This is a genomic window from Hydrogenobaculum sp. Y04AAS1 (assembly GCF_000020785.1).
Lineage (GTDB): Bacteria > Aquificota > Aquificia > Aquificales > Aquificaceae > Hydrogenobaculum.
Genome location: NC_011126.1, coordinates 1,059,745 through 1,085,842, shown reverse-complemented (window position 1 = coordinate 1,085,842; position 26,098 = coordinate 1,059,745). Strand labels below are relative to the sequence as shown.

General features: G+C 33.9%; 26 protein-coding genes. 3 read left to right on the top strand and 23 right to left on the bottom strand.

What is annotated here, in order from left to right; genetic code table 11:
* The 13 genes from HY04AAS1_RS05920 to HY04AAS1_RS05860 all read right to left on the bottom strand — a co-directional run bounded on the left by HY04AAS1_RS05920 (nucleotide 1) and on the right by HY04AAS1_RS05860 (nucleotide 12,504).
* Complete coding sequence (locus tag HY04AAS1_RS05920; protein ID WP_012514213.1) at nucleotides 1–2,751, bottom strand: diguanylate cyclase; 2,751 nt, start codon at nucleotides 2,749–2,751, stop codon at nucleotides 1–3.
* A complete protein-coding gene (locus HY04AAS1_RS05915; RefSeq protein WP_012514212.1) occupies nucleotides 2,748–3,197 on the bottom strand; it encodes a phosphatidylglycerophosphatase A in 450 nt (149 codons plus the stop codon). The genes HY04AAS1_RS05920 and HY04AAS1_RS05915 overlap by 4 nt, the downstream gene beginning before the upstream one ends.
* Nucleotides 3,194–3,838, bottom strand: coding sequence for a hypothetical protein (locus tag HY04AAS1_RS05910; RefSeq protein ID WP_012514211.1), 645 nt, complete (start codon nucleotides 3,836–3,838; stop codon nucleotides 3,194–3,196). Before HY04AAS1_RS05910 ends, HY04AAS1_RS05915 begins: the two co-directional genes overlap by 4 nt.
* A gap of 11 nt (nucleotides 3,839–3,849) precedes the next feature.
* Nucleotides 3,850–4,692, bottom strand: a complete 843-nt coding sequence (locus HY04AAS1_RS05905; protein WP_012514210.1) for an MqnA/MqnD/SBP family protein — start codon at nucleotides 4,690–4,692, stop codon at nucleotides 3,850–3,852.
* Nucleotides 4,693–4,776: 84 nt separating this feature from the next.
* Nucleotides 4,777–5,991 carry a (Fe-S)-binding protein gene (locus tag HY04AAS1_RS05900; RefSeq protein ID WP_012514209.1) on the bottom strand — a complete coding sequence of 405 codons (1,215 nt, stop codon included), beginning with the start codon at nucleotides 5,989–5,991 and terminating at the stop codon, nucleotides 4,777–4,779.
* Nucleotides 5,992–6,057: 66 nt separating this feature from the next.
* The gene (locus HY04AAS1_RS05895; protein WP_012514208.1) at nucleotides 6,058–6,474 is read right to left on the bottom strand and encodes a hypothetical protein; all 417 of its coding nucleotides are present in this window, start codon (nucleotides 6,472–6,474) and stop codon (nucleotides 6,058–6,060) included.
* Nucleotides 6,474–7,307 carry a diaminopimelate epimerase gene (dapF, locus tag HY04AAS1_RS05890; protein ID WP_012514207.1) on the bottom strand — a complete coding sequence of 278 codons (834 nt, stop codon included), beginning with the start codon at nucleotides 7,305–7,307 and terminating at the stop codon, nucleotides 6,474–6,476. Before dapF ends, HY04AAS1_RS05895 begins: the two co-directional genes overlap by 1 nt.
* Nucleotide 7,308: 1 nt before the next feature.
* Nucleotides 7,309–8,703, bottom strand: a complete 1,395-nt coding sequence (locus HY04AAS1_RS05885; RefSeq protein ID WP_012514206.1) for a Do family serine endopeptidase — start codon at nucleotides 8,701–8,703, stop codon at nucleotides 7,309–7,311.
* Between the two features lie 66 nt (nucleotides 8,704–8,769).
* Nucleotides 8,770–9,363 (bottom strand): c-type cytochrome, encoded by a 594-nt coding sequence (locus HY04AAS1_RS08540; protein WP_012514205.1) that lies wholly within the window; start codon nucleotides 9,361–9,363, stop codon nucleotides 8,770–8,772.
* A gap of 112 nt (nucleotides 9,364–9,475) precedes the next feature.
* Nucleotides 9,476–10,240 carry a patatin-like phospholipase family protein gene (locus tag HY04AAS1_RS05875; protein WP_012514204.1) on the bottom strand — a complete coding sequence of 255 codons (765 nt, stop codon included), beginning with the start codon at nucleotides 10,238–10,240 and terminating at the stop codon, nucleotides 9,476–9,478.
* Nucleotides 10,210–10,680, bottom strand: a complete 471-nt coding sequence (gene ispF, locus HY04AAS1_RS05870) for a 2-C-methyl-D-erythritol 2,4-cyclodiphosphate synthase (protein ID WP_012514203.1) — start codon at nucleotides 10,678–10,680, stop codon at nucleotides 10,210–10,212. Before ispF ends, HY04AAS1_RS05875 begins: the two co-directional genes overlap by 31 nt.
* A 100-nt stretch (nucleotides 10,681–10,780) precedes the next feature.
* Nucleotides 10,781–11,833: a L,D-transpeptidase gene (locus tag HY04AAS1_RS05865; RefSeq protein ID WP_012514202.1), complete on the bottom strand. Its 1,053-nt coding sequence runs from the start codon at nucleotides 11,831–11,833 to the stop codon at nucleotides 10,781–10,783.
* A gap of 38 nt (nucleotides 11,834–11,871) precedes the next feature.
* Nucleotides 11,872–12,504 (bottom strand): C40 family peptidase, encoded by a 633-nt coding sequence (locus HY04AAS1_RS05860; RefSeq protein ID WP_012514201.1) that lies wholly within the window; start codon nucleotides 12,502–12,504, stop codon nucleotides 11,872–11,874.
* A 99-nt stretch (nucleotides 12,505–12,603) separates the two neighbouring features.
* Here HY04AAS1_RS05860 and HY04AAS1_RS05855 point away from each other — a divergent pair, with 99 nt between their 5' ends.
* Genes HY04AAS1_RS05855 through HY04AAS1_RS05845 form a run of 3 tightly spaced genes read left to right on the top strand, consistent with a single transcriptional unit; the run spans nucleotide 12,604 to nucleotide 16,394 of the window.
* A complete protein-coding gene (locus tag HY04AAS1_RS05855) occupies nucleotides 12,604–13,539 on the top strand; it encodes an NAD(P)H-dependent glycerol-3-phosphate dehydrogenase (RefSeq protein WP_012514200.1) in 936 nt (311 codons plus the stop codon).
* Entirely contained in the window at nucleotides 13,532–15,040 is a 1,509-nt protein-coding gene (locus HY04AAS1_RS05850; protein ID WP_012514199.1) for a sigma 54-interacting transcriptional regulator, read from the top strand. Before HY04AAS1_RS05855 ends, HY04AAS1_RS05850 begins: the two co-directional genes overlap by 8 nt.
* 1 nt (nucleotide 15,041) lies before the next feature.
* Nucleotides 15,042–16,394 carry a hypothetical protein gene (locus tag HY04AAS1_RS05845; RefSeq protein ID WP_012514198.1) on the top strand — a complete coding sequence of 451 codons (1,353 nt, stop codon included), beginning with the start codon at nucleotides 15,042–15,044 and terminating at the stop codon, nucleotides 16,392–16,394.
* Here the strand turns inward: HY04AAS1_RS05845 and HY04AAS1_RS05840 are convergent.
* The 10 genes from HY04AAS1_RS05840 to HY04AAS1_RS05795 are packed head-to-tail and all read right to left on the bottom strand — an operon-like array spanning nucleotide 16,391 to nucleotide 26,095.
* The gene (locus HY04AAS1_RS05840) at nucleotides 16,391–17,662 is read right to left on the bottom strand and encodes an NAD(P)/FAD-dependent oxidoreductase (RefSeq protein ID WP_012514197.1); all 1,272 of its coding nucleotides are present in this window, start codon (nucleotides 17,660–17,662) and stop codon (nucleotides 16,391–16,393) included. The two genes, HY04AAS1_RS05845 and HY04AAS1_RS05840, sit on opposite strands and share 4 nt — an antisense overlap.
* Entirely contained in the window at nucleotides 17,662–18,600 is a 939-nt protein-coding gene (locus HY04AAS1_RS05835) for an NAD-dependent epimerase/dehydratase family protein (protein WP_012514196.1), read from the bottom strand. The genes HY04AAS1_RS05840 and HY04AAS1_RS05835 overlap by 1 nt, the downstream gene beginning before the upstream one ends.
* Nucleotides 18,601–18,612: 12 nt before the next feature.
* The gene (locus HY04AAS1_RS05830) at nucleotides 18,613–19,671 is read right to left on the bottom strand and encodes a mechanosensitive ion channel family protein (RefSeq protein WP_012514195.1); all 1,059 of its coding nucleotides are present in this window, start codon (nucleotides 19,669–19,671) and stop codon (nucleotides 18,613–18,615) included.
* A 1-nt stretch (nucleotide 19,672) separates the two neighbouring features.
* On the bottom strand, nucleotides 19,673–21,946 hold the full coding sequence (locus tag HY04AAS1_RS05825) for an endonuclease MutS2 (protein WP_012514194.1): 2,274 nt from the start codon (nucleotides 21,944–21,946) through the stop codon (nucleotides 19,673–19,675).
* 16 nt (nucleotides 21,947–21,962) lie between these two features.
* Nucleotides 21,963–22,640, bottom strand: coding sequence for a response regulator transcription factor (locus HY04AAS1_RS05820; protein WP_012514193.1), 678 nt, complete (start codon nucleotides 22,638–22,640; stop codon nucleotides 21,963–21,965).
* The gene (locus HY04AAS1_RS05815) at nucleotides 22,637–23,740 is read right to left on the bottom strand and encodes a hypothetical protein (RefSeq protein ID WP_012514192.1); all 1,104 of its coding nucleotides are present in this window, start codon (nucleotides 23,738–23,740) and stop codon (nucleotides 22,637–22,639) included. The genes HY04AAS1_RS05820 and HY04AAS1_RS05815 overlap by 4 nt, the downstream gene beginning before the upstream one ends.
* Nucleotides 23,737–24,069 carry a ribosome silencing factor gene (gene rsfS, locus HY04AAS1_RS05810; RefSeq protein ID WP_012514191.1) on the bottom strand — a complete coding sequence of 111 codons (333 nt, stop codon included), beginning with the start codon at nucleotides 24,067–24,069 and terminating at the stop codon, nucleotides 23,737–23,739. The genes HY04AAS1_RS05815 and rsfS overlap by 4 nt, the downstream gene beginning before the upstream one ends.
* Entirely contained in the window at nucleotides 24,062–24,988 is a 927-nt protein-coding gene (gene bamD / locus HY04AAS1_RS05805; protein ID WP_012514190.1) for an outer membrane protein assembly factor BamD, read from the bottom strand. Before bamD ends, rsfS begins: the two co-directional genes overlap by 8 nt.
* A gap of 37 nt (nucleotides 24,989–25,025) precedes the next feature.
* Complete coding sequence (locus HY04AAS1_RS05800; protein WP_012514189.1) at nucleotides 25,026–25,340, bottom strand: nucleotidyltransferase domain-containing protein; 315 nt, start codon at nucleotides 25,338–25,340, stop codon at nucleotides 25,026–25,028.
* Nucleotides 25,341–25,372: 32 nt separating this feature from the next.
* A complete protein-coding gene (locus tag HY04AAS1_RS05795) occupies nucleotides 25,373–26,095 on the bottom strand; it encodes a class III extradiol ring-cleavage dioxygenase (protein WP_012514188.1) in 723 nt (240 codons plus the stop codon).
* Between the last annotated feature and the right edge of the window lie 3 nt (nucleotides 26,096–26,098).

Below are 26,098 nucleotides of genomic sequence, written 5' to 3'. Positions count from 1 at the left end.
TTAATTATATACCACTCTATTTTTACCTAATTCTTTTGCTTTATATAGCCTCATATCAGCTACTTTTATCAATTCTTCTAAATTTTTGGCATCATCATCAAAAGTAGCTACACCAAAAGACGCGGTTATATAATACTTTGTATAAATATCATCTATATTTAATGTGCTTATGTCTTTAGATTCCAAAGAGTTTGCATAAAACATTTTGCTTGATAGAGCGTCCTTTATTCTATTTGCTATTTCGGTTGCATATTCTTTAGATGTTTCTGGAAGCACTATCGTAAACTCCTCACCACCATATCTAGCAAATATATCTGTAACTCTTATGCTTTCTTGAACTACTTTAGATAGATGTTGTAAAGCCATATCCCCTGCCCTATGGCCGTATGTATCGTTAAATTTTTTAAAGTTATCTACGTCTAGCATAACAATCGATAATTTGGTTTGATATCTTAGAGCTTTTTGAAATTCCTTTTGCAATATCTCATCCAAAAACCGCCTATTGTAAGCATTTGTGAGAGGATCTCTTATAGAAAGCTCTTTATTTATTTCTATGAGTCTTAAATTGCTAACTACAGGTATAAAAGCCTCTATAAATTTATTTACTTTATTCTTTGTATCTTCGGTGAAAAAATTTTCTTTAGAAGACATTAGGGTTAAGATAGCTGTGGCGTTTGTTATGTAAATACCGCCTATAAAAATAGGTACGCACATATAAGATTTTATAGAAGATCCTAAAGCAATCCTAGGACAGCCATAATCTATAGTGATATTGGGAATAGCTAAAGTAGTTCCAGATTTTATAACTTTACACAAAGACGGATTGTCTTCTAAACAATCATTTACCCACACGTTGCTCTCATCATGTGGTTGATATATGCTTTTTGTCTTTAGCAAATAAGAGGACACGATTTTGTTTAGGGATGGATTTAGTTTGTACATATGCACGTATTCTATTCCTAGCCTCTTTAAGTAATGAATAAGAATATCATAAGCTTCATCTTCTTGATGCGCTTTAGAAAGATCTGTAATAAAAGAATAAAGTATATTTAGATCTTTGTTTGTATTTTTTAGTTTTTCTTCTATGATTAACTCTTTTGATATATCTCTTGCTACCACAAGTATATGTTCTTTGCTAGTGTGATTTTCAAATTCTACTTTTGTTGCTACTACATGCACTGGTAAAAAGTCTCCATTCTTTTTGATATACACTCGTCTTCCTACCACTTTTCTGTTTTCTTTTACAATGCGTTCTATGAAATGTTTTATTACATTTTCTGGATTTAGTATGATATCGAAGAAATTTTTGTTTGTAAGCTCTTCTTCTGTATATCCCAAGTGTTCTAAAGTAGATTTATTAACAAATTTGATTTTATAATCATAGGCATCGTAGATTATAACCATATCGTTCATTGCGTCTAAAATATTTTTATATTGCTTATTTATCTTTTTTAGCTCTAACTCAGATTTATAGGCTTTTGTTATGTCTTTAAACAAAATTTTGATTCTACCGTCTATTATTTTTTGTTCATCCTCAATATACACACAGGATATATGATATATATAATCTTTTATAAATATAGGCTCATAGTTTACATTTTTTTCATTTTTAAGCTTTTCGTATATATATTTCCATGTATAATGATCTATAATTTCTTCTATATTTTTCCCTAAAAAGTTTCCAAATATGCTCTTTGCACTATCATTTTGCCATATTATCACGCCAGAGGAAGAATCAAAAACACCAGCATCCACAATCTCTAACACTGGATCTTGCATTATATTTAGCATAGATCTTAAGTGTTTTAACTTTTTCTCTATATATTCTTCATATTTTTCCTCAAGATTTCTTATTATATCTCCTTGGGTTACTATGCCTATGGGATTGTCTTTTTCATCTACCACTACGAGTCTTCTTATATTAAAGCTTGCCATCATCTTTGAAGCTTCTATAAGAGGCGTGTCCATTCTGCAAGTTATTACAGGGGATTTCATATAATCTTTAATCAAAGCTTTATCTAAATCAACACCGACAGATATGAGCTTAGTCAAATCTTTTTGAGTTATTATACCTACAAGTCTACCACGATCCACAAGTCTACCACGGCTTACAAGTCTACCACGATCCACAAGTCTACCACGGCTTACAAGTCTACCACGATCAACAAGTTTGCCATCGTTTGTATCTTGCTCGTTTTCGTCAAATTCACTACTATTTGTCTTGTTGGGTTCTAATATTACTACTGCTCTTATTTTGTTTTCTACGAGGGTTTTAAGAGCTAGACTAAGAGTATCCGTGGGGGATAAACTTATCAAATCTCTTTGTCTTAATATATCTTTAACATGTTTGTGTCTTTTTAACATCTCCTGGTCTATTGTTTTTATAAGAGTTCTTTGAGTAAGCACACCTATTGGTGTATCTTCATCATCAACTACAATAAGCTTTGATATATCGTTTTCTATCATTAAATTAATGGCCTCAAAGAGGTTGAAAGAGCTTCTAACGGTTATTGCTGGTTTTGAGGCATACTCTAATACGTTTTTATCAAGATTTTCGTTGGCGTATTTTAACTTTAAAACATCAGACTCGGACAAAATACCCACCGTTTTATTGTTCTCAACAACAACTACGTAGTCCTTATCAAAATTAGCCATCAGCTGTATAGCATATTTTGTAGGCGTACTGGCTTCAACCTTTAGAAAATTTACAACTTCCTCATTTTTTAAAGCCAAATAAACGGTATAGCTCATATAATCATTTTAAAAATAAACAATAAAATAGCCCCTAATAAACCAGCGGCAATATCATCTAGCATAACACCAATTCCATTTGGAGTTTCTAATTTTCTTATGCCAAAAGGTTTTGTTATATCTAAAAGCCTAAAAACAAGAAAACCTAAAACCATCCACCAAAAGGTATGTGGTATAAACATCATTGTTATAAAGTATCCTACAAGCTCATCTACTACAACTTCATCTGGGTCTTTGTTTCCCGTAATATCTATTACATATTGAGAGGCTACAACACCAATAGGAATAAACACTATAAAGAATAAGAGCTTTTCAAATAAATTATTACCCAACAAATATATAAAAGGTATCGCACTTAAAGTGCCTACAGTACCAGGAGCCACAGGAGCTTTCCCGAGCCCAAAGCCAGTGGCTACAATTTTTAAAAATGAGTCTTTGTAATTCATAAAGGTATATCTATAGGCGGGGGTTCTTTGTCTTTGCAAAGACCTTTTGGGTCTTGAAGAAGCTTTTCTATAAATCTTATTTCATCTTCTTTTGTATTTAAAGAAACGCCGTATATTTTTGCTAAGTCTGATAAATCAGGCGTTTGACAACCTATGTTTGAAAGTTTGTGCGGTATTACATAAGCTATGTTGTCTATAGCTGGGTATATGTCTTTTAAATAAGTTAAAACAGCGCTTTGATATATCACCACTCTTTGATAATTTGGAAGTTCTTTGGTAAGCTTTTCTACACTAAGTTGGTCAAATTGTTTTATATTATCGTCGTTTTTGGCTTTTAAAAAAAGAAAAAGTTTATCACCATCAAACCCAGCATGTAAAAATGCTATGTTTGTAGGATAATCTTCAAACCCAAGCTCATAGGCAAAACTTCTAAAAGCGCCCATTGCCTCTTCTTTGGATTCAAACACTCCCACAGATTTCTCAAAGCCCTCATCGTTTGCCTCTATATAAACCACGTTTATAGATTCATCCCCTACTTTTACTGGTTTTATACTAACCTTGTAAGAGATTTCTGGCCAGGCCTCAAAAAGATTTTTTATATCGTTTTCTACGTTCTCGTCGTATATTTTTTGTAAAATCATAACACTCTCCTTTAAAGTTCGTCTGTGAAGATAATATCTGGTATCTTTGCTTTTATGATACCTTTTTCTTTGCCAAGTTTATATAAAAGCTTTACCGCTTCTTTTCCATCCGGCCCATAGTCTATAGTTCTTTCGTTCACATACATGCTTACAAACTTTGAAGCCCTTGCCTCGTCGTTTTCTAAGTCCCTTGCATAATTTATAGCGTAATTTAAGGCCTCTTTTCTTATCTCTAGGGCTTTTTTAACACTTTCTCTCATTATGTTTTCAAGTTTTTTTATGATATCTAAACCAAGATCTTTTCTTACTATGTTGCATCCTAATGGAAGTGGTAGGTTGTATTTTTTCTTCCAATCTTCCCCAAGGTCTACAAACTTGTATAGTCCTTTGTCTTTGTATGTAAGTTGCCCTTCGTGTATAATAAGACCAGCATCTACACTGCCCTTCTCCACCTCATCCAATATCTTATCAAAAGGCATAACAACTGGTTCAAAATCCTCTTCGAATAGCCTTAAAACAAGGTAAGCCGTTGTTAGTTCTCCTGGTATCCCTATTCTTTTTCCTTTTATGGTGTTTGTGGGTTCTTTTGTGACAACGATAGGACCATATCCTTCTCCTACGCTTCCACCGCTTGGTAAAACGTAGTACTTATCTGCTACGTATGGGTATGCATGAAAAGAAATTGCAGATAGTTCGTATGTACCCTTTTTAGCGTCTTCGTTAAGGCTTTCTATATCTTTTAAAATGTGTTCTATCTTAAATCCATAGGTGTCTATAAGACCTTTAACCATAGGATAAAACATAAAAGCATCGTCTGAGTCTGGGCTGTGAGCCACTCTAATAATTTGCTCCATAATTTCTCCTTAAAAATTTACTAATATAAACATTATAAACCAAACAAAAATGAGCTAAAGCAAGTTTTTAAAAACCAAAAAACTTCAATCTTCTAACTTGTTTGCCACAAAATCTGCTATATGCATGATCTTTTGATTATTTTTAAACTTAAGGTTGCCATCTTGAAGCTGTAAAACACATCCAGGACAAGCGCTTAGTATATATTCTGCGTTTGTGGATTTGAAGTCTTCCATTTTCTCTTTTTGAATAGCTGTAGAAAGCTCCGGGTTTTTCATGGAAAAAAGCCCAGCAAAACCACAACAGCTTTGAGCTTTAGAAGCTTTATTGTACTCTACATTTTCTATTTTCTTTATGGTGTTTTCAAAATCGGATACCGGTGTTTTCATAGCGCTGTAAGAGTGGCAGGGTACATGGAAAGTGACAGATTCTTTTGATTTTGACTTTAAAACAAGATCGTTTGAAGACGCTACAATGCTTGCAAAATCTAAAACATTTTTATATCCATAATCTTCCAACAGTGCACCACCGCAGGTGGGACAAACTACCACTATAGCATCAAAGTTGTATTTTGAAATCTCCTCTTGGTTTTTGGCTTTTAGTATATTAAAAGCCTCAATATTCCCAGAGTAAAGATGAGGAGCACCGCAACACTTTATATCCTTTGGTACAATTACATCATAACCTGCTTTGTTCAAGACTTTTATGGCATTTTTACCAGTGGTAGTGTAAAAAGCATCTACCATGCAACCGGTAAAGAAAAGAAGTGTGCCTTTGGAAGGGGTTTTATCGGTTTTAAAGGTTTGTCCTCTTATACCAAAAGCGTCTTTGGAGGGTTTTGGCATGAACTTTACAGCACCGTTTATACCAGAAGGTATGTAAGTTTTTAGTTCTTTTTTGGGGATTAAAGATAATAAAGAACCAGCCATTTTTACGACAGTTCTACCAACGTTTGTTTGCATTAGCTCAAGAGCGCTTAGAGCGGTGTATTTGAATGGATCTTTGCCAAGGGTGTTTGATTGAAGCTCTTTGGCTTTTGACATAATCTCTTTGTACTCTACGTTGTTTGGACAGATCCACTCACATCTTCTACACATGGCGCATTCGTCCCACTGTCTTGCCACATCTTTGGTAAGAGGCAGTTCTCCAGATAGGACCATCTGAGCCAAAGCTAGTCTTCCTCTTGCAAAGCTTCTTTCTTCTTCATTTACCCTATATGTAGGGCATACCGATTTACAAAGACCACATCTAACGCACTTTTGTAGCAAATCTATGGGTATTTCAAAATGTTTTTCTTCCATAATTAAAATATAGATTTTATTTGGTATATGGCTTTTAGTAAAATCATAAAACTTTTATATTTTAGGTTAGGTGAATAGTATTTGGTCTAAAAACTCATCAAGACTTTGCCTAAAGAGCATGTCTTCAAATAAATTTGGGTAAAGCTTTTTTAATAAAAATAACGGTGGATAGCCTACTCCAATCATAGGCCTTGGTTTTAAAACATTTGTAGAAGATTTCGCTATTTCAAAAATAATATCGTACCCTGTCTTAATGGCTTCTTCTATGTTGTAAAACCTCTGAATGGGATCACCGTATTCAAGAAGGTATATGTTTCCTACGGAGCTAGAGAAAGCGTCCCAATCTAATATATTTGATATTAGTTTCGAACCGTAAAAATCGGTAATCTCTACCGAGTCTAGATCAAGAAGTTTAAAAGATACCATGTAAAAATTTATCAGGTATTCACCTACATAAGTATCGAGATAAAAGTATAAATCCATTAGAAGATCTCGTAAGAGAGCATGCCTTCAAATACTTTTGTAGTGGGACCTTCTAAAAATACCTTATCATTCTCTATGGTTATTTTTAAGAGCTCACCGGATTTGGTGATGATGTCTACTATGTTAGAAGCCGATAAACCAAGAAGATATGCGTTTATACCACAAGCTGCGCTACCGGTCCCACAGGCAAGGGTTTCACCTTCAACGCCCCTTTCGTAAGTTCTTATTCTAAAACTGCCGTTTTTTGTTTTTGCCACAAAATTTACATTTGTTCCTTTTGGAGCAAAATACTCATGATATCTTATGGCTCTACCTACTTTTTCCACATCTAAGTTATCAAGTTCATCTTCATCCACAAATATAACAAAATGTGGCACCCCAGTATTGACAAAATGACCTTTGAAAGTGCCATACTCAGTTTTGATTTCTATATTCTTTTGATGTGAATGATAAGGGGTAAGTTGCACTTTTACCCTTTTTGAATCCATTATGTGAGCTTCTATCTCGCCAGCTATTGTTTCAAAGACAATATCCTTTGGAGCAATATCTTTCTCGTAGGCAAATCTTGCAGCGCAACGAGAACCGTTGCCACACATCTCAGCTGCCGAACCATCGGCGTTGAAAAACGCCCAGCTAAAATGATTTTTAGTATTTCTGGCTTTTTCTATAAGTATAACACCGTCTGCACCCACTGATGTATGCTGTTCACAAAGTTTTCTAACAAATTCGTTTATACTTAAACCTAACTTTTCTATCTCTTTATAAACAAAATTATCCCTATTATCTATGATAATAAAATCGTTGCCAGAACCTTGATATTTTGTTATAAGCATATTATTTTAATCTCACTGTAACAAAGATGTTTTGACCGTTTCTATCTACTAGGAAAGTAGCAGTATCTTTATGTTCAGATATTAAGCGTTCTAATATATTGTCCATCTCGGCTTTTGTATAGATTCTATGAAGGTTTATGCTAAGAATGATATCACCGGCTCTTATACCGGCTTCGTAAGCAGGAGAACCCATCAGTACATCTTCCACCAAAAGGCCGCCTTTTACTTCGTAACGTCTTTGCTCTTGAGGATTTAGAGGTCTTACCATAAGGCCCAAATCTTTAGCTTCCGATACAACACCTATATTGCTAGTGTTGCTTGGCATTTTTGCAGTTTTCACTTTAATCGTAATAAGCTTATGATTTCTTATAACACCCAAAGTCAAGACAGTGCCAGGTGGAGATTCCATGGTTTTAAATTGGAGCTCGTCTATGCTTTCAAGGGGTTTTCCATCCACTGATACTATTATATCCCCTACTTTAAGACCGTACTTTTGAGCAGGTGAGCCTGGAAATACTTGAGCGACGATAGCGCCGTAGTTTACACCTAAAGAGGAGGCCATCTGAGGTGTTATCTGCTGTATAGATACACCAAGCCAGCCTCTTATAACTTTACCATACTCCATTATTTGATGATAAACCCATTTAGCTAAATTTATAGGTATGGCAAAACTAAGCCCTTGACCCCCTTTCACCATTGCAGTATTTATACCTATCACTTTGCCTTCTATATTTATGAGAGGACCACCGCTGTTGCCTGGGTTTATAGCAGCATCCGTTTGTATATAATCTTCATATTGAGAAAGGCCAAGCCTTCTGTTTAAAGCAGATATTACTCCCATTGTAACAGTTCTACTAAAACCGTATGGATTCCCTATAGCTATGACAAGTTGTCCTATTCTTACATGAGAAGAATCCCCAAGAGTAGCCACTCTAGAACTAGGGTTATCTATGCCCTCAGCGCTAACTTCTAGCACTGCTAAATCTGTTTTAGGGTCCCTACCTAAAACCTTAGCTTTTCTTTCAATAGTTCTAGATAATTTTACCATTACATCTTTTGAATTTCCTACAACATGATTGTTTGTTAAAATTATAAAGGCATTTTTAGATTGAATGTATTTAATTATAATACCAGAACCCAAATCTTTTTCTTTCTCTGGGATTTCTGGAGTTGGAATACCTGGCATCATAAACGGTGGAAATCCTGGAAATATTTGAGTGTTTAAAGGAGCTTTCACTATCTGAGTAGCGTAAATTGTTACTACTGAAGGTGAGACTTTATCTACTATTTGTTCTACTTCTTTTTGAAATTGCTCTAAAATTGGACCAGATACTGCACTAACGTTTGACCCTAGGATAGATAAAGCTAAACCCAAAGCGAAAAAATTCTTTTTCATAAAAACCCTCACATTTTAAGAAAAACAAAAACCCTCCCATATTGGGAAGGTGTCATAAAACTTGTATTAACCTTTCTTTTCAGTTTTCTTTTCTTCTTTCTTAGAGCTTTTCTCTTTGTTGTTGCTTGATGATGAAGATGAGCTGGAAGAATTTTTGTTGTAAAGAGCTAATACCATCTGAGCCAATTGTTTAGCGTCAGCATCGCTCAAAGATGTTTGCGCTGGCATTGGTACAGCACCCCATATACCTTGATTACCGTTCTTTATACCTTTTGCCAGTGTTTCTACAGCGTTTGGTTTACCAGCGTATTTTTTAGCAACGTCTATCCAAGCTGGCCCTACCACTTGCTTGTCTACAGCGTGACAAGCCAAACATCCTTTTGTACCAGCCATAGCTACCAACTTCTTAGCATCGTCTTGGTTTATAGAAGATGCGCTAGCACATACTTGTTGAGCGCCGGTACCAGAACATATTTGAGCTGATGAAGAAGATGAGGTTGTGGTTGTAGATGTAGAAGTTGTAGACGGAGATGATGGCGTAGAAGTAGTTGCAGCTGCTGGTTGTTCTGAGCTTGCAGATGATGACTCGCTTGATTGTTGGTGGCTACATGCCACAAGGCCTAGGGCTAAAACTGCAGCACCTAAAAGTGTCTTCTTCATTTTTAAAACCTCCTAAAAATAAAAATTATCTTATATAATAACCTATTATATATTAAAAAAGCTATGATATAAAACATTTTAATACAATGAAAATCCATAAAAAATAAAAACTTTATAAATTTTTGTCTATAACGGATTTTGTATAAGAATATCCTATATTATAAAGCTCATCAAATTTTTTGTAATTTATAAAACTAATGTGATGCACTGGAAGCTCCAGATATATATCACAAAGTTTTTTGCTAAGATCCATATTTCTTCTTGCTATTAAGAATGTCGATCTTAATAAGTTTCCAAAAGCACCTAAGTTTTCTTTTATCAAAACATTTGGCATTATATCAGAACATACAACCTTTAGATTGGGATACTTAATTTTTATTGGATTAACAGGCAAATTTTCTGTTAATCCACCATCTACTAAAAGCATATCCTTATAAGCTACCGGTTCAAAAATAAACGGCAAAGCGCAAGCCCCAATGGCTATAGAAGCTGGGTCACCTTCATCTAAATAAAGGGTTTCACCAGAAAACAAATCTAACACGCTGGCGTTGTAATAAATAGGCAAATCTTTTATATTATCATATGGTATGTAGCTTCTAATGATTCTAAAAGCCTTTTTAAACCCAAGTATTCCCCCTTTTCCTACTGTAAAAGTAGTAAACCAGTTTATAGATTTTAATATAGAAAGCATCTCATGAGGCTTATAACCTGCTGCGAAAAACAATCCCACCAAAGCACCAGCACTTGCCCCAGATACAGCTTTTACATTAAAACCCCTTTCTAAAAGAGCCTGTAAAACTCCAATGTGGGCTGCACCTCTTGCTACACCTCCAGAAAGACATACTCCTATATCATTTTCTGCAAAAGCGCTATGCATACTACCTCTAAGCTATCTTCTTTGTTGTAACCTTCTTTAGTTTTGGCTTTTATAGATATATTATCTTTTGGTATACTTAAAAGCCTCGATAGACTTTCTATTATTTTATCTCTAACGCTTGATATGTTTGGTTTATCTGCTATTATGTTGCAGTCTAAATTAACTATTGAATAATCCATGTCGTACATAATCTCTAAAGCTTTATTTAGAAAGTCTACGCTGTTTCTATTTTTGTTTTCTTTGCTTTTATCGGGAAAAAGAGTGCCTATATCGGTTTTTGCCAACGCCCCTAAAATAGCATCTGTTATTGCATGCAAAAGAGCATCACCATCCGAATGCCCTTTTAAGCCATATCCTATATCAAACTCTTCACCCCCTAAATATAGCTTTTTCCCTTTTTCAAAATAATGAGCGTCTTGACCTATGCCTATCCTATACATGAAAAAATTATACCATGCTCTACAACTCTACCACGGTTTACAAGTATGCCACGATCCACAAGTTTGCCACGATTTACAAGTCTACCACGATTTACAGTTATTACCAGCTTTCAAAAGTAAATTTTATAGGATTTAAAGGCTTAAAAGTTTTGGTTTTCTTGACATTTATATAAGGATGTGTGGCAAGATATCTCTTATCGTAGTTTGATAGGGTTACTACAGCGTATTTATACAAGATTTTGTACAACTCTTTGGCTTTTGGTATTGGAAGCTCAACGCATCCTGCAGATTGTGGATAACCGTAACTTTTTCTTGGAAAACCGTGTAGCGCTTCCCCTTTGTAAAAATAATTTACCCAAGGCACATCAGGATCATCATACTTTACACCAGAGCCAGGGAAGATGCCTTTCATTTCAGTTTTTTTAAAACGAAGATAAACCATATATGTGCCCGTGTTGGTTGTACCCATCACTCCTGTATTTGTTGGGCTTTCAAATATGTATTTTCCATTTTCCCACACATATACTTTTTGAGGTATATGTTGATCCACATAAACCCATACAAATGGTTTCTTAGCTTTAAAACCCGTCTTATAGGCTTGTTGTAAAATAATGCTGGCTAAAGCTGTATTATCCGGATTAAACTTTATTTTGTAATCTTTCATAAACCTTAAAATGGCACTTTTATAAAGAATACTATTTTTGCTTGTGATGCTTAGTTTTACAAGTTTTGGCGGTACATCTTCTGCGTCCCATTCATAAGTAATCTTATAACCTTTCTTATGTGGTGACAAGTCTGCCACGGTCAAGGAGTCTGCCACGGTTTTATAACTTATAACCTTAAAAGGCAAATAACCTATGTTGTATAAATAGTTGATATCTTTTATGAGGTATTTATCTGTTATAAAAATAGAATTTTTAAACTTTAACGGTTTTATTTCGGATGGTGTTGACTTTGTGATGGTTTTAGGTGGTGAATAATTTATGGAAGATCCTGATGTATAAGAAACATTTTTAATTTTTACATTTACACTATATACTTTAGGTTTTATTTCCTCGTAGGCTTGTATGGGAATTGGTTTAAAAATAGATTCCGCATAGGCTAAGCTTAAGCAAGAAAAAAATAAGGTTACTACAAGCCTTTTGCTATCCATTATAATAAATATATTTATGAAAGCCTATAAAACAAACACTAAAATAAACTTTTTGCAAATAAAAAGTGTTTTCTAAAGTAAGGTTGATTTATAGGCTCTATAACTACTTTACCGTAAGCAGAGGATGCATCTATCATAAGACCGTGACCTATATATATTCCCACATGTCCCGGATGATTTTTCCTATAGGTTTTGAAAAATAATAGATCCCCAGGTTTTAAGTTTATAGCCAATTTCCCAACATGAGCTTGTTCTGAAGCGGTTCTTGGAAGCTTTATCCCTAGCTTATCGAAAACTTTCATAGTAAAACCAGAGCAGTCTATGCCGTATCTGGATGTGCCACCAAATCTATACGGAGTACCCAAGTATTGCTTTGCTATTTCAATAAGCTTTTGTACCAATTTTTTGTCAAACTTATCTGAGGCTATTTTCTTAGGAATAGGAGGTTTGCCTATGCTGTATCTTACGAGTTCTGAAATAGTTTGAGGCTCTTTTAATTCTACTTTAGACTTTTCTATTATATTTAGTATAGGGTCTTTATAAACGTCCTGTCCATATTTGTGATAGTTTATTATTTGCCTTATGGGACTTACAAATTCGCTTCCGTAAGCGACATTAAAAGCCAACACCAAGCTTGCTAAAACCACCCCTACATATTTTACCTTCTTCATAGTTTTTTCATTTTATTATATGCATCATTAACATTTCCATGATATATATCATTTCTTGTTAAGAAAATATGCAATAGGTGTTCTGATATAATATTAAATATGATTTTTATATTTGGAGCCGGTAAATGGGGCTATGCTCTGTCTTATGCTTTTAGCAAAAAAAGAATACCGATAACCATATACGATATAAAAAAAGAAGCACTAAAAAATATACCAAAACATCCTTATATAAAAACCACTACAGATATTGAGGATGTATTAAAAAACAAGATTGTAATTATAGCAACACCAACCCAAAGCATCAAACATATAATAGAAAATTGTAAAGATAAAGATACAATAATAGCTTCAAAAGGTATAGATATATCCACACATAAGGATGTTATAGACTTAGCCTTGGAGTACAATATAGAAAAGTCAAACATCTTTGTTTTATCTGGGCCATCTTTTGCTGAAGATGTCCTAAAAGATTTGCCAGTGGCTCTAACGCTTGGATATTTTAACAAGGAAAAAGCTTTAAAGCTTCAAAACTTACTGTCATCACAGCTTTTTAGAATATACACTTCTAGTGATATAAAAGGTGTGGCATTGGGGGGTGCCATCAAAAACGTGATGGCTATAGCATCTGGTATAGTGGAAGGAGCAGGTTTGGGTGAAAGTGCTCAAGCGGCTTTGGTAACAAGAGGGCTAAAAGAGATGATTAAAATAGGAAAATTGATGGGCGCTAGAGAAAAAACCTTCTATGGACTCTCAGGAGTTGGAGATTTGTTCTTAACGGCAAGCTCAAATAAATCTAGGAATAAGCGTTTTGGGCTTTTGATAGGAAAAAAGAAATCCCCAAAGGAAGCGTTAGAAGAAATAAAAGAAGTAGTAGAAGGTTATTATACCGTAAAAGCACTATACGACATAGCAATAGAAAGACATTTAGACCTTCCTATAACCAAAGCTGTTTATAAAGTACTTTATGAAAATATGTCCATTGAGGAAAGTATGAATGCACTTTTATCAAGAGAACTAAAAGAAGAAGATGAGTAATAAGATAAAGCTTGAAAATATAGATGTATCGCTTTTGACCTCTGTAAGCAAAGCTCTTTCTCAAAAAGATTTCGACAAGGCTTTAAGGGATATTTTAAAAATATTTTACTCTTTTTGGGGTGTGGAATACTCTTACATAGCTTTTTATGATAAAAGCACAAAAACTATAAAAATAAGAGAAGCCTTTGGTTTTAATCAAAGTGTAAAGAAGATACTTTTTGAATCCGGAAAGGGGATAGTAGGAAATATATTTAAAAATAGTATACCTGTTGTAATAAAAGATCCAAAACACGACAAGGCTTTTTTGAACAAAACAAAAATCTTAGACAAGATAAAAAATGAAGCTTTTATAGGGGTTCCCATAAGATCAGAGGATAGAACCATAGGGGTTTTTTGTCTTTTTAAAGACCTAAACAAACACGAAGAACTAACGCGTATTGTGGATATTATGCTTGTAGTAAGTGCTATGATAGGTATGTCTTACAAACTTTTTGGGATTTTACAAGAAGAAAAAGCCTCTTGGGAAGAGCAAAGGCAACTTTTGGCAAAAGAGTTTTCAGATACTTTTAGCATAGAAGGATTTGTTGGAAAATCAGAAGCTATAATTACATTAAAAGATACTATCCAAAAAATAGCGATGACAGATAGCACAGTACTTTTGTTGGGAGAAAGCGGAGTGGGTAAAACGCTCATAGCAAAGGCGATACACACTTTGAGTGAAAGAAAAGATAAACCTTTTATATCTGTAAACTGCGCAGCAATACCAGAAACGCTTCTTGAAGCAGAGTTGTTTGGGTATGAAAAAGGGGCTTTTACAGGGGCTGTTCATTCTAAAAAAGGTAAATTTGAGCTGGCAAACGGAGGTACAATTTTTTTAGATGAGATAGGTGAGCTCCCTCTTCAATCTCAATCAAAACTGTTAAGGGTTATACAGGAAAAGGAATTAGAAAAACTTGGGGCTGAAAAGAGTATATTTGTAAATGTGAGAGTAATAGCATCCACCAACAAAGATTTAGCATCTATGGTGGCAAGAGGAGAGTTTAGAGAGGATTTGTATTACAGGTTAAACGTAATACCTATAAGAGTACCGGCTCTAAGAGAAAGAAAAGAAGATATACCCCTTTTGGTAAAACATTTCTTAGATAAATTTAACAAGCATTATAAAAAACATATAAATATAGAAAAAGAAGCTATGGAGGCTCTTGTGAATTACAATTGGCCTGGCAACATAAGAGAGCTTGAAAACCTTATAGAGCGTCTTGTGGTTATAAACAACAAAGACATTACAAAAGAAGACGTTTTGCTGGCTACCAAGATAAATTCTAATAAACTACAAACTGACATACCAAGCATTATAGAATCTACCGAAAAAGAGGCTATCAAAAAAGCTTTGGAAAAATGTGGTTATGTGAAGTCAAAAGCTGCAAAAATCCTAGGCCTCACATTAAGACAGTTAGACTACAGAATAAAAAAATACAACATACCTATAGAAAGGCTTTGATATGAAGCTTTTAAAAGATTATAGGGTCTTGTTTTTACTTTTAATAGTACCATACCTTTTTGTATTAAACCTTCCTTACGTGGGAGAAGAGGCAAACTGGGTTATACCATCTTTTGAGATGAGCTATTTCAAAGAATACGTACTTCAAACAATATACAAAGTACCTTATTATAGACCTCCTCTTTTTAACTATCCCACTATCGTATTTTCAAAGCTTTTTGGATGGGAATACGCCAAAGCTATCCAAAGGCTTCAGACTATAGCAATGACTATACTTACAGCTCTAAGCATAAGGTATGTGCTAAAAAGAGTTTACAAAGATGAAAAGCTTGGATGGTTTGGAGCTCTTATATATCTAAGCCTTGGGGATGTAATGATTCACGATGGATGGCTTGGATACGAAGATGGGGTTTACATAGGCTTTTCTTCTATGTCTATGCTGTTTACGATGTTTGGGGTGTATGAAGGGTCTTATATGTTTATATTTTTTGGATCAGCGCTTGCCACTGGGGCATTTTTGACCAAAGCCCTCACTTCTTTTGTTTATTTTTATGCTACTCTTATAATATCTTTTTACATACTAAAACCCAAAAAACTAAATATATATAAAACCGCTTTTATAAGCTCTATAGTGCCTTTGTTTTTCTTGATTCTTTGGTATGGTTTTGCTCCAAAATCAAACGTTAGCGAACATGGGATGCTATGGGATATAATAAACAAATTCAGATTTAAAGGTATAATACCTTATTTAAAGCAATTTTTTGGTTATCCTGTTCAATTTTGGTTAAATATGTCTTTAAACTCTTTGGTGTTTTTGTATTTGGCTTTTAAAAGAAAAGTAGATTTAGATATTTTAAAAACCGATAAGTTTTTATTAAACGCTTGGATAGTGGGGATTGTAAATTTTATACCCTATTGGCTTCCACCTTTTAGCGGTATAAGATACGCTGCTCCTTTGTACAGCATCTTTGCACTTTGCTTTAGTGTTATGCTGTATCCAAAGTTTAAGGATTTGATGTTAAAGTTTATATACTTTGCTATAGTGTTTAAGTTTGTAGCCCTTGGTATAGTCTTTCCCATATACTATGGACACATAAGAGAAAATACCAACAAGATAGCAAGAGAAGTTTACAACCTCACCATAAAAAAAGGCATACCTTTGTACTGTGATGATGATGGCTGGGTGGGTTTTTCGGTGATAGCAAATATAGATGTAAAAATACATAAACCTATCTTATATCCGCCAAAGGATCTAACGTATGGGTGTGTGTTTACAGCAAACTTATCAAAGTATAAGGATTTTAAGATAGTAAGAAATTATCAAAACTCAGACTATCTTGTATGTAAATTCTAAAGGTATCTATCCACCACATACTTTGCTATTCTAACACTTTCTGAAAAACCCCTATCCTCTGGATAATAGTATGTGGTATCAAGAGCGTATAAGTTGTTTGCTATGTTTATAGGCGGGAGTTTGTAAAGATAAAGCGGTTCATACACTCCTTGGGCATTTTTATATATGTTTATACTAAAAGCCAAAAAATCTTCGTCTTTTAGATCTTTGTTTATCTTTTTAAGATAACTTTTACAAAGCTCTTTTATATAAGCTTCATCTTTTTTAAGAAGTTCATGGTCTTTTGGAAGATAAAAAGGTATGTAGACTATGTTTGATTTTATATCTTTTCTTAAAGCGCTGTAGTTTATTATTCCTGGTATTTTTATATCCTCATCATTTATATTTATCCAAAAATGCTTTGAAAATGGTTTTCTTAGTTTTATAACCACACACATCACATCAAGGTATGTAAAATCTTTATACTTAGAGGCTATTTTTTCATCTGTTATAAGATGCTGAAGTATGTTGATAGGTATCGTGCTTATCACCTTGTCGTAGTTAAGCACTATATCTTTTATCTTTATACCTTTTAGAGTGTTATTTTCTATAAGGATTTTGTCAACGGGGCTGTTTAGATATATATTTGCTCCTTTTTCAAGAAGCGCTTTCCCTAAGCCATCTATTATCGTTTTTACTCCTCCTTCCACATATCCAAGGGATTCTTTGAATATATTATCCCTTGAAAGTCCCACTCTTTTTATCCTGTTCCATATCCAAGCTGCTGATATTTTGGTTTGATACTTATAAAACTTTAAAGAAAAAAGCTTATCCCACAAAACGCTGTAGGCTTTTTCTCCTATTATTGATTTTACCCAATCTATAGCGTATTTTTTGTCTAAACTACTCCAATCGTTAATTTTTGTGCTATAAAAAGCCAAAAAACCATACCTTAGTTTAGATATTATATCAAGCCCGTCAAACTTTAAAAGGCTTATAGGATCCCCAAAAGGCTGGAGTTTTTGCTTGTAATAAAATCCCATTGTGGTGTTTTTCCATTTTAAAAGATGATATATGTTTAGTTCTTTTAAAAGCTCAAAAAGTGCTAAATCTGTTTTACAAAAAAAGTGATAGTATTTTTCTATAATATCCCCATCAAAGTTAAAGGATGCGCTCATACCTCCCAATACGTTATCTTTTTCATATATATCAACACTGTAGCCTTTTTTAAGGGCATAATAACCAGCTGCAAGACCCATGGGTCCACCGCCTATTATGGCTATTTTCATTAAAACTCCAAAACCACTTTAGAATATATAGGGTGAGTAAAAGTCTCTTCAATGGCTTTTCCAAAAGGAGTGGGTTTTACATTGAAAATATTTGGCCAGTCTATAACCTCAAATATATCACCTGCTACAAGAGCCTTTAGTTGGTCTACGGTAAAAGGCGGATCTGGGTCAAAAATCCCCCATATGTATAAAAGCGTATAAAAAAGCCAGTACGGGATGTTTAAAATAAGAGTTTTTGATTTTGTATATTTTTTAATGGCTTTTATTATATCTGTATAATATACCTTTTCAATGCCAGTAATATCGTATATACCTTCTTTTCTTGTTTGAATGCAGTCTATTATGATGTTGCAAAAATCTTTTACATAAAGGGGCTGTCTTATATACTTTCCGTCTCCTGGTATTGGAAATATAGGAACTCTTTTCATAAATCTTGAAAGCCATCCAAGATGTTTTCTATCAAACCATCCAAACATAAGGGTCGGTCTTAAGACAACATTTTTTATACCAGATTCTAATACCATTTTCTCTTGGTCTTTTTTGGTTTGTGTATAAAAATCATCGGCCACAGAGTTTACCACCGAAGAGCTTATATGTACTATATATTCTATGTTGTACTTCTTACAGGCTTTTAAAACATTTTCTGTAGATTTTATGGTATTTTTGTAAAATGGTTCATAGGTTTTTGCTCCTATCTGAGCTTGGAGCATCACTACCACATCTGCCCCTTCTATAGATCTTTCCCAATCTCCTTCTTCTGATAAATCCCCATAAACTGCCACCACATCTTTATGAAGGGATTTTAATATATCTAAATTCTTCTTATGTTTATCTATAACCACTATATTTGAATACCCTGCTTCTTTAAGAAAGGCTACAAGATTTTGGCCTACAAGCCCAGCGCCACCTGGAAGGACTATCTTTTTATCTTTTTCCATATGAAAATTATATCAACTTTCGTTTTTTATTATTACATTTATCGTCTGATATGGTATTTCTATGTTTTCTTCCTCAAATCGCTTTTTTATGGCTTTTATAAGCTCATGAATTATAAGGTATTGGTTTAGGAATTCTTTTGCTTTTACAACTAGGCTTAAATCTATGCCAGAACTACCAAAAGACCTGTATCTTACGACTGGCTCATAGGTTTTGTCTGCACCCTCTACTTTGTTTACAACCTCTTTTGCTGTTTCTATAAGAAGCTTTTCTACTCTTTCAAGATCTTCTTTATAACCTACAGAAAAAGAAAACACCACTGCCATGTTCTCATATGGAAGGTGATAGTTTGTAATTACAGAAGATGTGAGTTTTGAGTTTGGTACCACTATAACGTTTCCAGAAAGAGTTCTTATGTGGGTGGTACGCCAATATATATCTTCTACATATCCCTCGTACACATCAAACTTTATGTAATCCCCTACTCTTATATTTTTACTAACTAGTATATAAAACCCAGATAAGAAGTTTGATAGGGTATCTTGAAGAGCAAGACCTATTACTACGGTGCCAACTCCTAAGGTTGTAATGAGTGGGGTTATGGAAAGCCCTATACTTTGAAAAGCTATAAAAAGCCCGATAATGGAAACAAATGCCACTATTGAAGCTTTTAACATAGAAAAAGGTACTTCATTGGTTTTAGACTTTATGTATAAGGCTATTATCTCTCCTATAATGTTTGAAAGTATATAAAAACCGATAAAAATAAGACCAAATAGTATAGTCCTATCTATTACATGATGAGCTTTTTTTGTGATGTAAAGATAATCAGAAGATAGATAAGCTCCTAAGAAAGTGCTCCAAAGTCCTATGAGAAACGGGCTTATGCTTATTTTGTTGGTGGTTTTAAAGCTTTTAAAAACGGTATTTAGAAATACTCCTATTAAAAACCCTATACCAAAGAATAAAATACTGTAAAAACCAAACACCACTAAACCGTATTCTTCTCTACTTTTAAAAATGTGACCCAGGAACTCTAACCTTAGATGTCTGGTGATTGTTATTTTGTCCATACTAAAAATATACTATGGTGGTACCAGGTCCACCTTCTTTTGGATAGGCATCTCTGTAGAATACAACGTAAGAAGATGACGAAAGATAGTCTGATACAGCTTTCTTAAGTACCCCAACACCGTGTATTACTTTTGCCATTTTAACTCCACTTGCAAAAGCGCTATCTAAAAATTTATCAAGTTTACTTATAGCTTCTTCTACTGAAAGCCCGGTTAAATTTATCTCTGGCATACCGGCTTTTTTGTTTTCAAACCTTTCTATGCTTATATTTGTAGTGTGAGTTCTTGGTATTTTGGTGGTTTTTGAAAGATCTTTTAGCTTTATCCAAGCCTTTATATCCCCAAACATCACTTGAGCTTTGTCTTGCCTTATTTCTAAAACCCTACCTTTTCCACCCATAAACTCTACCCAATCTCCTACTTCTATTTGCTGCTCTTCTTCTTTTTCAAACTTTTTTAACTCTTCTTGCTTTTGTTTTATAAAATCTTTTAAACTAGCTTTTTCTTTAAGACCAACCAAAAATTCCTGAGCTTCTTTCTTAAGTTGTTCCAAATAGTTTTGAGCCTCTTTTGCGGCATTTTTCCATGCATCTTCTTTGGCTTTTTCCATCTCTTCTACGAGAGATTCGTATTTTCTTTTTAAAAGTTCAAGCTCCTCTCTATGTTTTTCCAATATTTCCATTTTGTCTTGGTATTCTCTGACAAGTCTATTTAAGTTTTCCATAACACCTTGGTATTCCAAAGTATTCTCTCCAAGAAGTTTTTGGGCTTCTAAAATAACTTCCTTTGGTATCCCAAACCTTTTAGCCACTTCTATACCCATGCTTTCTCCAATGGTGCCGTAAAGCACTTTGTAAAGAGGTCTTAAGGTATCCCTATCAAACATCAACGTAGCCGGTTCGTAATAATCAGAGTTTACAGCCCAAAGCTTTATGGGTGTGTGATGAGTGGAAACCACTACAAAAGCGTTTAACTTCTTTATATAATCAAGGATTGCTATACCAAGAGCAGAACCCTCCAGTGGGTCTGTGCCAGCTCCTAATTCGTCTATCAATATCAGCGTTTTTTCTGTGGATCTTTGTAAAATCTCCGAGATATTTTTTATATGAGAAGAAAAAGTCGATAAAGACTGTGATATGTCTTGTTCATCTCCTATATCCACAAAAATATTGTCAAAAATAGGCAGTTTGCTATTAGGTGAGGCAGGTATAGGTATAGCGTGTAAAAACATGATATAACTAAGTCCAAGGGTTTTTAGGAAAACGGTTTTTCCGCCAGTGTTTGGCCCTGTAAGCACAAGCCCTTTTTTGTCTTTTAAAATTATATCCACTGGAATAGGATTTTGAGATAAAATTGTCATAATTGGATTTCTTGCTTCTAAAAGCTCTATACAATCGCCAATAGAAGGTAATGAGCACTCGTATTCTATGCCAAAGGATGCTTTTGCCATCAGAATATCTATTTTAACAAGCGTATTGAAAGATTCTAAAAGTCTATTTGCCCTTTCTCTTATAAATGAAGTGAGTTTTTTTAATACAAGATGTATCTCTTTTTCTTCCTCTATTCTTAAAACTGCAAGCTTGTTGTTTAAATCCACCACTATCTGGGGCTCTAAATATGTGGTAAAACCAGAAGAAGAAACACCGTGCACTATCCCCACTATCCTTTTGACGCTTTGGGTTTTTACAGGCACCACATATCTATTTTGTCTTACTGTGATAAGCTTTTCAGAAAATAAAATATCGCTATCGGGTCTTTGGAAAAGAGCTTCTAGTTTCTCCGTGATAGTTTTTTCTACTTGCTTTATCTCTTTTCTTATCTCAAAAAGATCCCTAGAGGCTTCTGATTTTACAACACCAGAATTGTCTATGGCTCTTTCTATTTCAGCTTCTAAGGTTTGAAACGTACCTAAATCTTTTAGTATTTTATTGAATAAATCGCACCTATCTAAGGCATCCACTAAAAATTTTCTTACATCTTTTATAATTTTTAAAACTTTGTATATGCTAAGTATTTCGTCTATTCCTAAAACACTTTCTTCTATCATTGCTTTTTTTAGGCTTTTAGAAATATCATCAAAGCTATATAATATGTTTTCTCTTTGTCTTAAAAGCCTCATAAAACATTCAACAAGCTTTTGTTCTTGTAAAAGTTCCTCTTTTGGGATAGGTTTTATATTTTCTATATACTCTAAACTTGCTACAGAATGGGTCCTTATCTTAAGGTTTTCTTTTATCTTGTGAAACTCTAACTTCTTAAGCTCATATTCTCTCATATTTAATATAATAACATCAACTTTGCTCTGTGCTTAACATATAACCTCTTCCTCTTATGGTGAGGATAAGCTTTGGGGGTTTATCTTCTAGTTTGTTACGGATATTTTTTATATAGACATCTACGATGTTTGAATCGTAATCGGAGGCTATGCCCCATACTTTGTTTAAAAGCACTTCTCTTCTTATGGTTTTGTTTGGGTTTTGAGCTAAAACTTTTAAAAGCTCAAACTCTTTTGGTGTAAGGTTTATAGCTTTTCCTTTATAAAATACCTTAAAATCTTTTAAATCCATTGTGAGGTCTTTTAAAACTATCTTTTCTTCTTGCACTTTGTTATAACGTCTTAAAACGGTTTTTACCCTCATTATGAGTTCTTTAAAAGAAAAGGGCTTTGTGATGTAATCGTCTGCTCCTGCTTCAAGGCCCTCTAGCTTATCCTCTAGCTGAGATTTTGCCGTTAGCATAATAATGGGGATTTCACTTTGAAGTCTTAACTGTTTACATACTTTTACACCGTCTATTTTGGGAATTACAACATCGAGAATTATGATATCGTAGCTGTTTGTTTTTGCCTTTTGAAGAGCCTGAAAGCCGTCTTTTGCTATATCTACTTCAAATCCTTCGTGTCTAAACCCCTTTTCTAACGTTTCTAGTAAAAGCTCATCATCTTCTACTATAAGAGCTTTAAGGCTCATAAGCTTATATGAGGTTCTAGACTAAACCAACTATCGCAAGAGCACTTTGGAGAATAATTTTTAAAAGTATTACCACAATCTTTACATTTCCATAGTTTTAGGTTTTTAAAAACAATATCAAACCCCTCTTTTTGGGATTGGTCTTGATAAGCTTTTAGGAGAAAATCTACAACTTCGTTGCTGGTATCTGCTAAAACCTTTATCTTTTGAGGAGCCCCTATATGTATAAAAAATATACTAAGCACATCTTTTGAAGCGCTTTTTTCTATGTTTGTACTCATCAAGTAAACGGCTCTTTCTGGCAATGAGCATCCCACCAACAAAATCTTATCTTGCAAGTTTAACTGGCTTAAGCTGTCTATTGTCTTTGAGGCATCTTTTGTTTTTTCTTGGGCTAAAAGCTCTGATACATATAAAAATCCTGTTATTTCGTTTTTTGTATCATCAAAGGCATCTTCTAGCTCATTTAGGCATTTTGTTTTATCTTCTATGTTTAAAGCGTTTAAACTCTTTATGGTGTTTAATATATCTTTTTGATAGGGTTTTTCAGATCTAGGTGTTAGTTTTAAAACTTGGTTTTGAGCATCGTATGCCCCTTGGTAATCTTTTATATCAAAAAGTATATCTCTTTTTAGCTGAAAAGCCGGATACTTTTCTTCAATATTATCTAAAATTCTTATAGCTTCTTGAGGGTTTTCAATCCTTAGAGATTTTGCCTTTTCAAATTCACTGTACATATCTGTATCGTAGTTGGGTGTTTGTTTTAATATATTTGCTAGTATAAAGTAAAGGGGTTTGATATCTTTTATGATGTCTAAGTTTGTTTTTGGCTTTTGATATTTTGAAAAAAATGCAGCTTTTGATATGTTAAAAATATTTGATAGCTTTGAACTTAGGTTTCTCTCTCTAAAAGAAAATATCAAAGTAGGTATTATAAAACCTATGAAAGTAAAGCTAAGCACCAACACAAACAAAGGTACTTTAAACGTATAGGTTAGGAAGTATACATTCACATCGTACATGTGTTGGGCTATAAATACAATGAAAAATATTATTAAAAGCCCCAAAAATAAAATTTTTAGAATGTTTACAAACTTCATAAGCTTACCCTCTCTGCATTTGACCAAAGCCAGTCAAGGTTGTAATACTCTCTAGCCTCTTTGGTTTGTATATGCACTATAATATCTAGCAAATCTATCAATATCCATTGAGCATGTTCGTTTAAACCTTCTACGTGGTCTATGTTAATGTCTCTATTTTTTAGCTCTTTTTCCAAATGTTCTGCTAAAGCTTTTGCATGAACGCTTGAATTGGCAGTAGCTATTATAAAATAATCGGCTATATTCGTGTGTTTTCTAACGTCTAAAACCGATATATCTTCTGCTTTTTTATCTTCCAACAACGTTTTTATAAGTTTAAGCTTATCCATTTGTTTCTTTTATTATTCTCTCCAGTTTTGATACGTAAGGTGTATTGCCAAATATTTTTTTATACTTTTCAAAGTATTCTAAACCTTCTTTTCTTGATTTTTTTGCTAAATCTTCCCATCTTTTTATCTGAAGTTTCCAGAATTTTATACGTTTTTCTATAAATGGTTTGTCTTGGGCTTTTGCATGACGAAGCTTGTCTTCATCTTTTTTTAGCATATCCTTATACTTATCTTCATACCTTTTAGCTTGTTTTGGTACTAGTAAAAGATTTTTTATTAGCCTGTAGTAGGTTTTTGTTTTGGATATATACTGCGTGTCGTTTATTAGCATGTCTTTGTAGCGTTCGGCAGCCGGATAGTAAAAACCGTAATCTTCGTAAAATTTTGCTATAAGCTCATCGTGTTTTGCTATTTTTTGTCTGGCTTTATCTATAAGGGCTCTTACATCCGAGTCGTAAGGATTGTTTGGGTATTTGCTCAGAAATTCCTTTGCCAAGTCTATAGCTTTGTAAGTGTAGGTTTGGTCTCTGTAAGCGTCCGGAGCTATTTTATAATAGCTTTTTATAAGCATGTATGTGGCCTGAGGGGCTTCTGGAGAGTTTGGATAATAGTATAAAAAGCTTTCAAGGTATATGATGGCATTTGTATAATCATGGTCAAGATAATAGCTTTTGGCCAGCATAAACCTAGCTCTTTCTATTTGCTCTGGGGTAAGGTTTTCAAGGTATTTTAAAGCTCTTTTTAGGTTTTCTTCCGCAGAAGAGTAATCTCCGTTTGTAAAAGCTTCCGAGCCTTTGATATATCCGTTTATAGCCCTTTGCTCCCTTTCTTTCTGGGTTACCTTAGCACATGAGCTAACCATCAAAGAAGCTCCCAAAATCACCATAGAAAGAGTAAACACTTTAAAGTATTTTTTCATATAGATATTATACCACTCCAAAGCATTTTTTAAAAATCTAAAAGCTTTCTATCAAAACGCCTGTTCTTTTTGCCTCTTCAAAGATTGGTTTATTATCTCTGTTTTTGGCTTTTATTAAAACATCAACGCTCCTTTCTATACCTTTTAACTCAAGCTTTGCCAAAAAATCAATCTCTTGATTAAGAGAAACCTCCTTTTGGGTTTCTATGAAAATATCTATATCACCACCTTTTTTTGTTAAGTCTACCCTGCTACCAAATATATAAACCTTTGCATCTTCCCCAAATATCTCAATTGCCACTTCTTTTATAATCTCTATCTCTTCATCTTTAAGCCTTATTCGTCTATCCATATATTTATTTTATAGTTTTTAAAAGCAAAAAACTAATTTATACACCCAAAACTAAGAAGGGAGAGATTACCCAACTCAAAACCATCGTAGAGTAGCGTTGGTCTTTGGCAAGCACCTATAAAGTAAAAAAGCGGTATAAAATGCTCTATAGTAGGGTGGGCGATATTGGCGTATCTATGATGTTTGAAGTTTTTTAGGCTTTTGATATCATGGTTTAAAACTGCGTTTTTTATAAAATCGTGAAACTCGTAAGCCCAATCTTCTGTAGTATCTTTTATAAGCATTAGATTGTGTATGGCACCCCCACTAAACAAAATGCTTGCTTCATCTTTAAAGTGCGATAATTTCTCACCAAAATCTATATAAAAATCGAGATCTTTACCAATGGGTATGCTAATTTGTACTATAGGTAAAGAGGCGTCTTTTAGCATGTGATAGAGCAAAGCCCATGCTCCATGGTCTAAACCTCTTTTGGTTTTTGCCAAGTGAAGCTTAGAAGATATACTATCTACGATGTTTTTATCGGTAAAAGCCTTGTAATCTATAGAATAAAGCTCTTTTGGAAAGCCGTAAAAATCATACATTATAGGATAAGGGTTTTCGCTTATCATAGGTTCTTCTGTAAGCCAATGAGAAGATAGTACTATGATGTATTTTGAAGATTTTATCCGTTTTTCTTGGTTTTTTAACATCTTTGTAAAATCGTTGTTTTCCAATAAAAGCATGGGAGACCCATGCGATATAAAATATATCATATA

Excerpts from the sequence above, each read along its gene's own strand:
- HY04AAS1_RS05920 (WP_012514213.1), bottom strand. The coding sequence starts at position 2,751 with ATGAGCTATACCGTTTATTTGGCTTTAAAAAATGAGGAAGTTGTAAAT.
- HY04AAS1_RS05915 (WP_012514212.1), bottom strand. The coding sequence starts at position 3,197 with ATGAATTACAAAGACTCATTTTTAAAAATTGTAGCCACTGGCTTTGGG.
- HY04AAS1_RS05910 (WP_012514211.1), bottom strand. The coding sequence starts at position 3,838 with ATGATTTTACAAAAAATATACGACGAGAACGTAGAAAACGATATAAAA.
- HY04AAS1_RS05905 (WP_012514210.1), bottom strand. The coding sequence starts at position 4,692 with ATGGAGCAAATTATTAGAGTGGCTCACAGCCCAGACTCAGACGATGCT.
- HY04AAS1_RS05900 (WP_012514209.1), bottom strand. The coding sequence starts at position 5,991 with ATGGAAGAAAAACATTTTGAAATACCCATAGATTTGCTACAAAAGTGC.
- HY04AAS1_RS05895 (WP_012514208.1), bottom strand. The coding sequence starts at position 6,474 with ATGGATTTATACTTTTATCTCGATACTTATGTAGGTGAATACCTGATA.
- dapF (WP_012514207.1), bottom strand. The coding sequence starts at position 7,307 with ATGCTTATAACAAAATATCAAGGTTCTGGCAACGATTTTATTATCATA.
- HY04AAS1_RS05885 (WP_012514206.1), bottom strand. The coding sequence starts at position 8,703 with ATGAAAAAGAATTTTTTCGCTTTGGGTTTAGCTTTATCTATCCTAGGG.
- HY04AAS1_RS08540 (WP_012514205.1), bottom strand. The coding sequence starts at position 9,363 with ATGAAGAAGACACTTTTAGGTGCTGCAGTTTTAGCCCTAGGCCTTGTG.
- HY04AAS1_RS05875 (WP_012514204.1), bottom strand. The coding sequence starts at position 10,240 with ATGCATAGCGCTTTTGCAGAAAATGATATAGGAGTATGTCTTTCTGGA.
- ispF (WP_012514203.1), bottom strand. The coding sequence starts at position 10,680 with ATGTATAGGATAGGCATAGGTCAAGACGCTCATTATTTTGAAAAAGGG.
- HY04AAS1_RS05865 (WP_012514202.1), bottom strand. The coding sequence starts at position 11,833 with ATGGATAGCAAAAGGCTTGTAGTAACCTTATTTTTTTCTTGCTTAAGC.
- HY04AAS1_RS05860 (WP_012514201.1), bottom strand. The coding sequence starts at position 12,504 with ATGAAGAAGGTAAAATATGTAGGGGTGGTTTTAGCAAGCTTGGTGTTG.
- HY04AAS1_RS05855 (WP_012514200.1), top strand. The coding sequence starts at position 12,604 with ATGATTTTTATATTTGGAGCCGGTAAATGGGGCTATGCTCTGTCTTAT.
- HY04AAS1_RS05850 (WP_012514199.1), top strand. The coding sequence starts at position 13,532 with ATGAGTAATAAGATAAAGCTTGAAAATATAGATGTATCGCTTTTGACC.
- HY04AAS1_RS05845 (WP_012514198.1), top strand. The coding sequence starts at position 15,042 with ATGAAGCTTTTAAAAGATTATAGGGTCTTGTTTTTACTTTTAATAGTA.
- HY04AAS1_RS05840 (WP_012514197.1), bottom strand. The coding sequence starts at position 17,662 with ATGAAAATAGCCATAATAGGCGGTGGACCCATGGGTCTTGCAGCTGGT.
- HY04AAS1_RS05835 (WP_012514196.1), bottom strand. The coding sequence starts at position 18,600 with ATGGAAAAAGATAAAAAGATAGTCCTTCCAGGTGGCGCTGGGCTTGTA.
- HY04AAS1_RS05830 (WP_012514195.1), bottom strand. The coding sequence starts at position 19,671 with ATGGACAAAATAACAATCACCAGACATCTAAGGTTAGAGTTCCTGGGT.
- HY04AAS1_RS05825 (WP_012514194.1), bottom strand. The coding sequence starts at position 21,946 with ATGAGAGAATATGAGCTTAAGAAGTTAGAGTTTCACAAGATAAAAGAA.
- HY04AAS1_RS05820 (WP_012514193.1), bottom strand. The coding sequence starts at position 22,640 with ATGAGCCTTAAAGCTCTTATAGTAGAAGATGATGAGCTTTTACTAGAA.
- HY04AAS1_RS05815 (WP_012514192.1), bottom strand. The coding sequence starts at position 23,740 with ATGAAGTTTGTAAACATTCTAAAAATTTTATTTTTGGGGCTTTTAATA.
- rsfS (WP_012514191.1), bottom strand. The coding sequence starts at position 24,069 with ATGGATAAGCTTAAACTTATAAAAACGTTGTTGGAAGATAAAAAAGCA.
- bamD (WP_012514190.1), bottom strand. The coding sequence starts at position 24,988 with ATGAAAAAATACTTTAAAGTGTTTACTCTTTCTATGGTGATTTTGGGA.
- HY04AAS1_RS05800 (WP_012514189.1), bottom strand. The coding sequence starts at position 25,340 with ATGGATAGACGAATAAGGCTTAAAGATGAAGAGATAGAGATTATAAAA.
- HY04AAS1_RS05795 (WP_012514188.1), bottom strand. The coding sequence starts at position 26,095 with ATGATATATTTTATATCGCATGGGTCTCCCATGCTTTTATTGGAAAAC.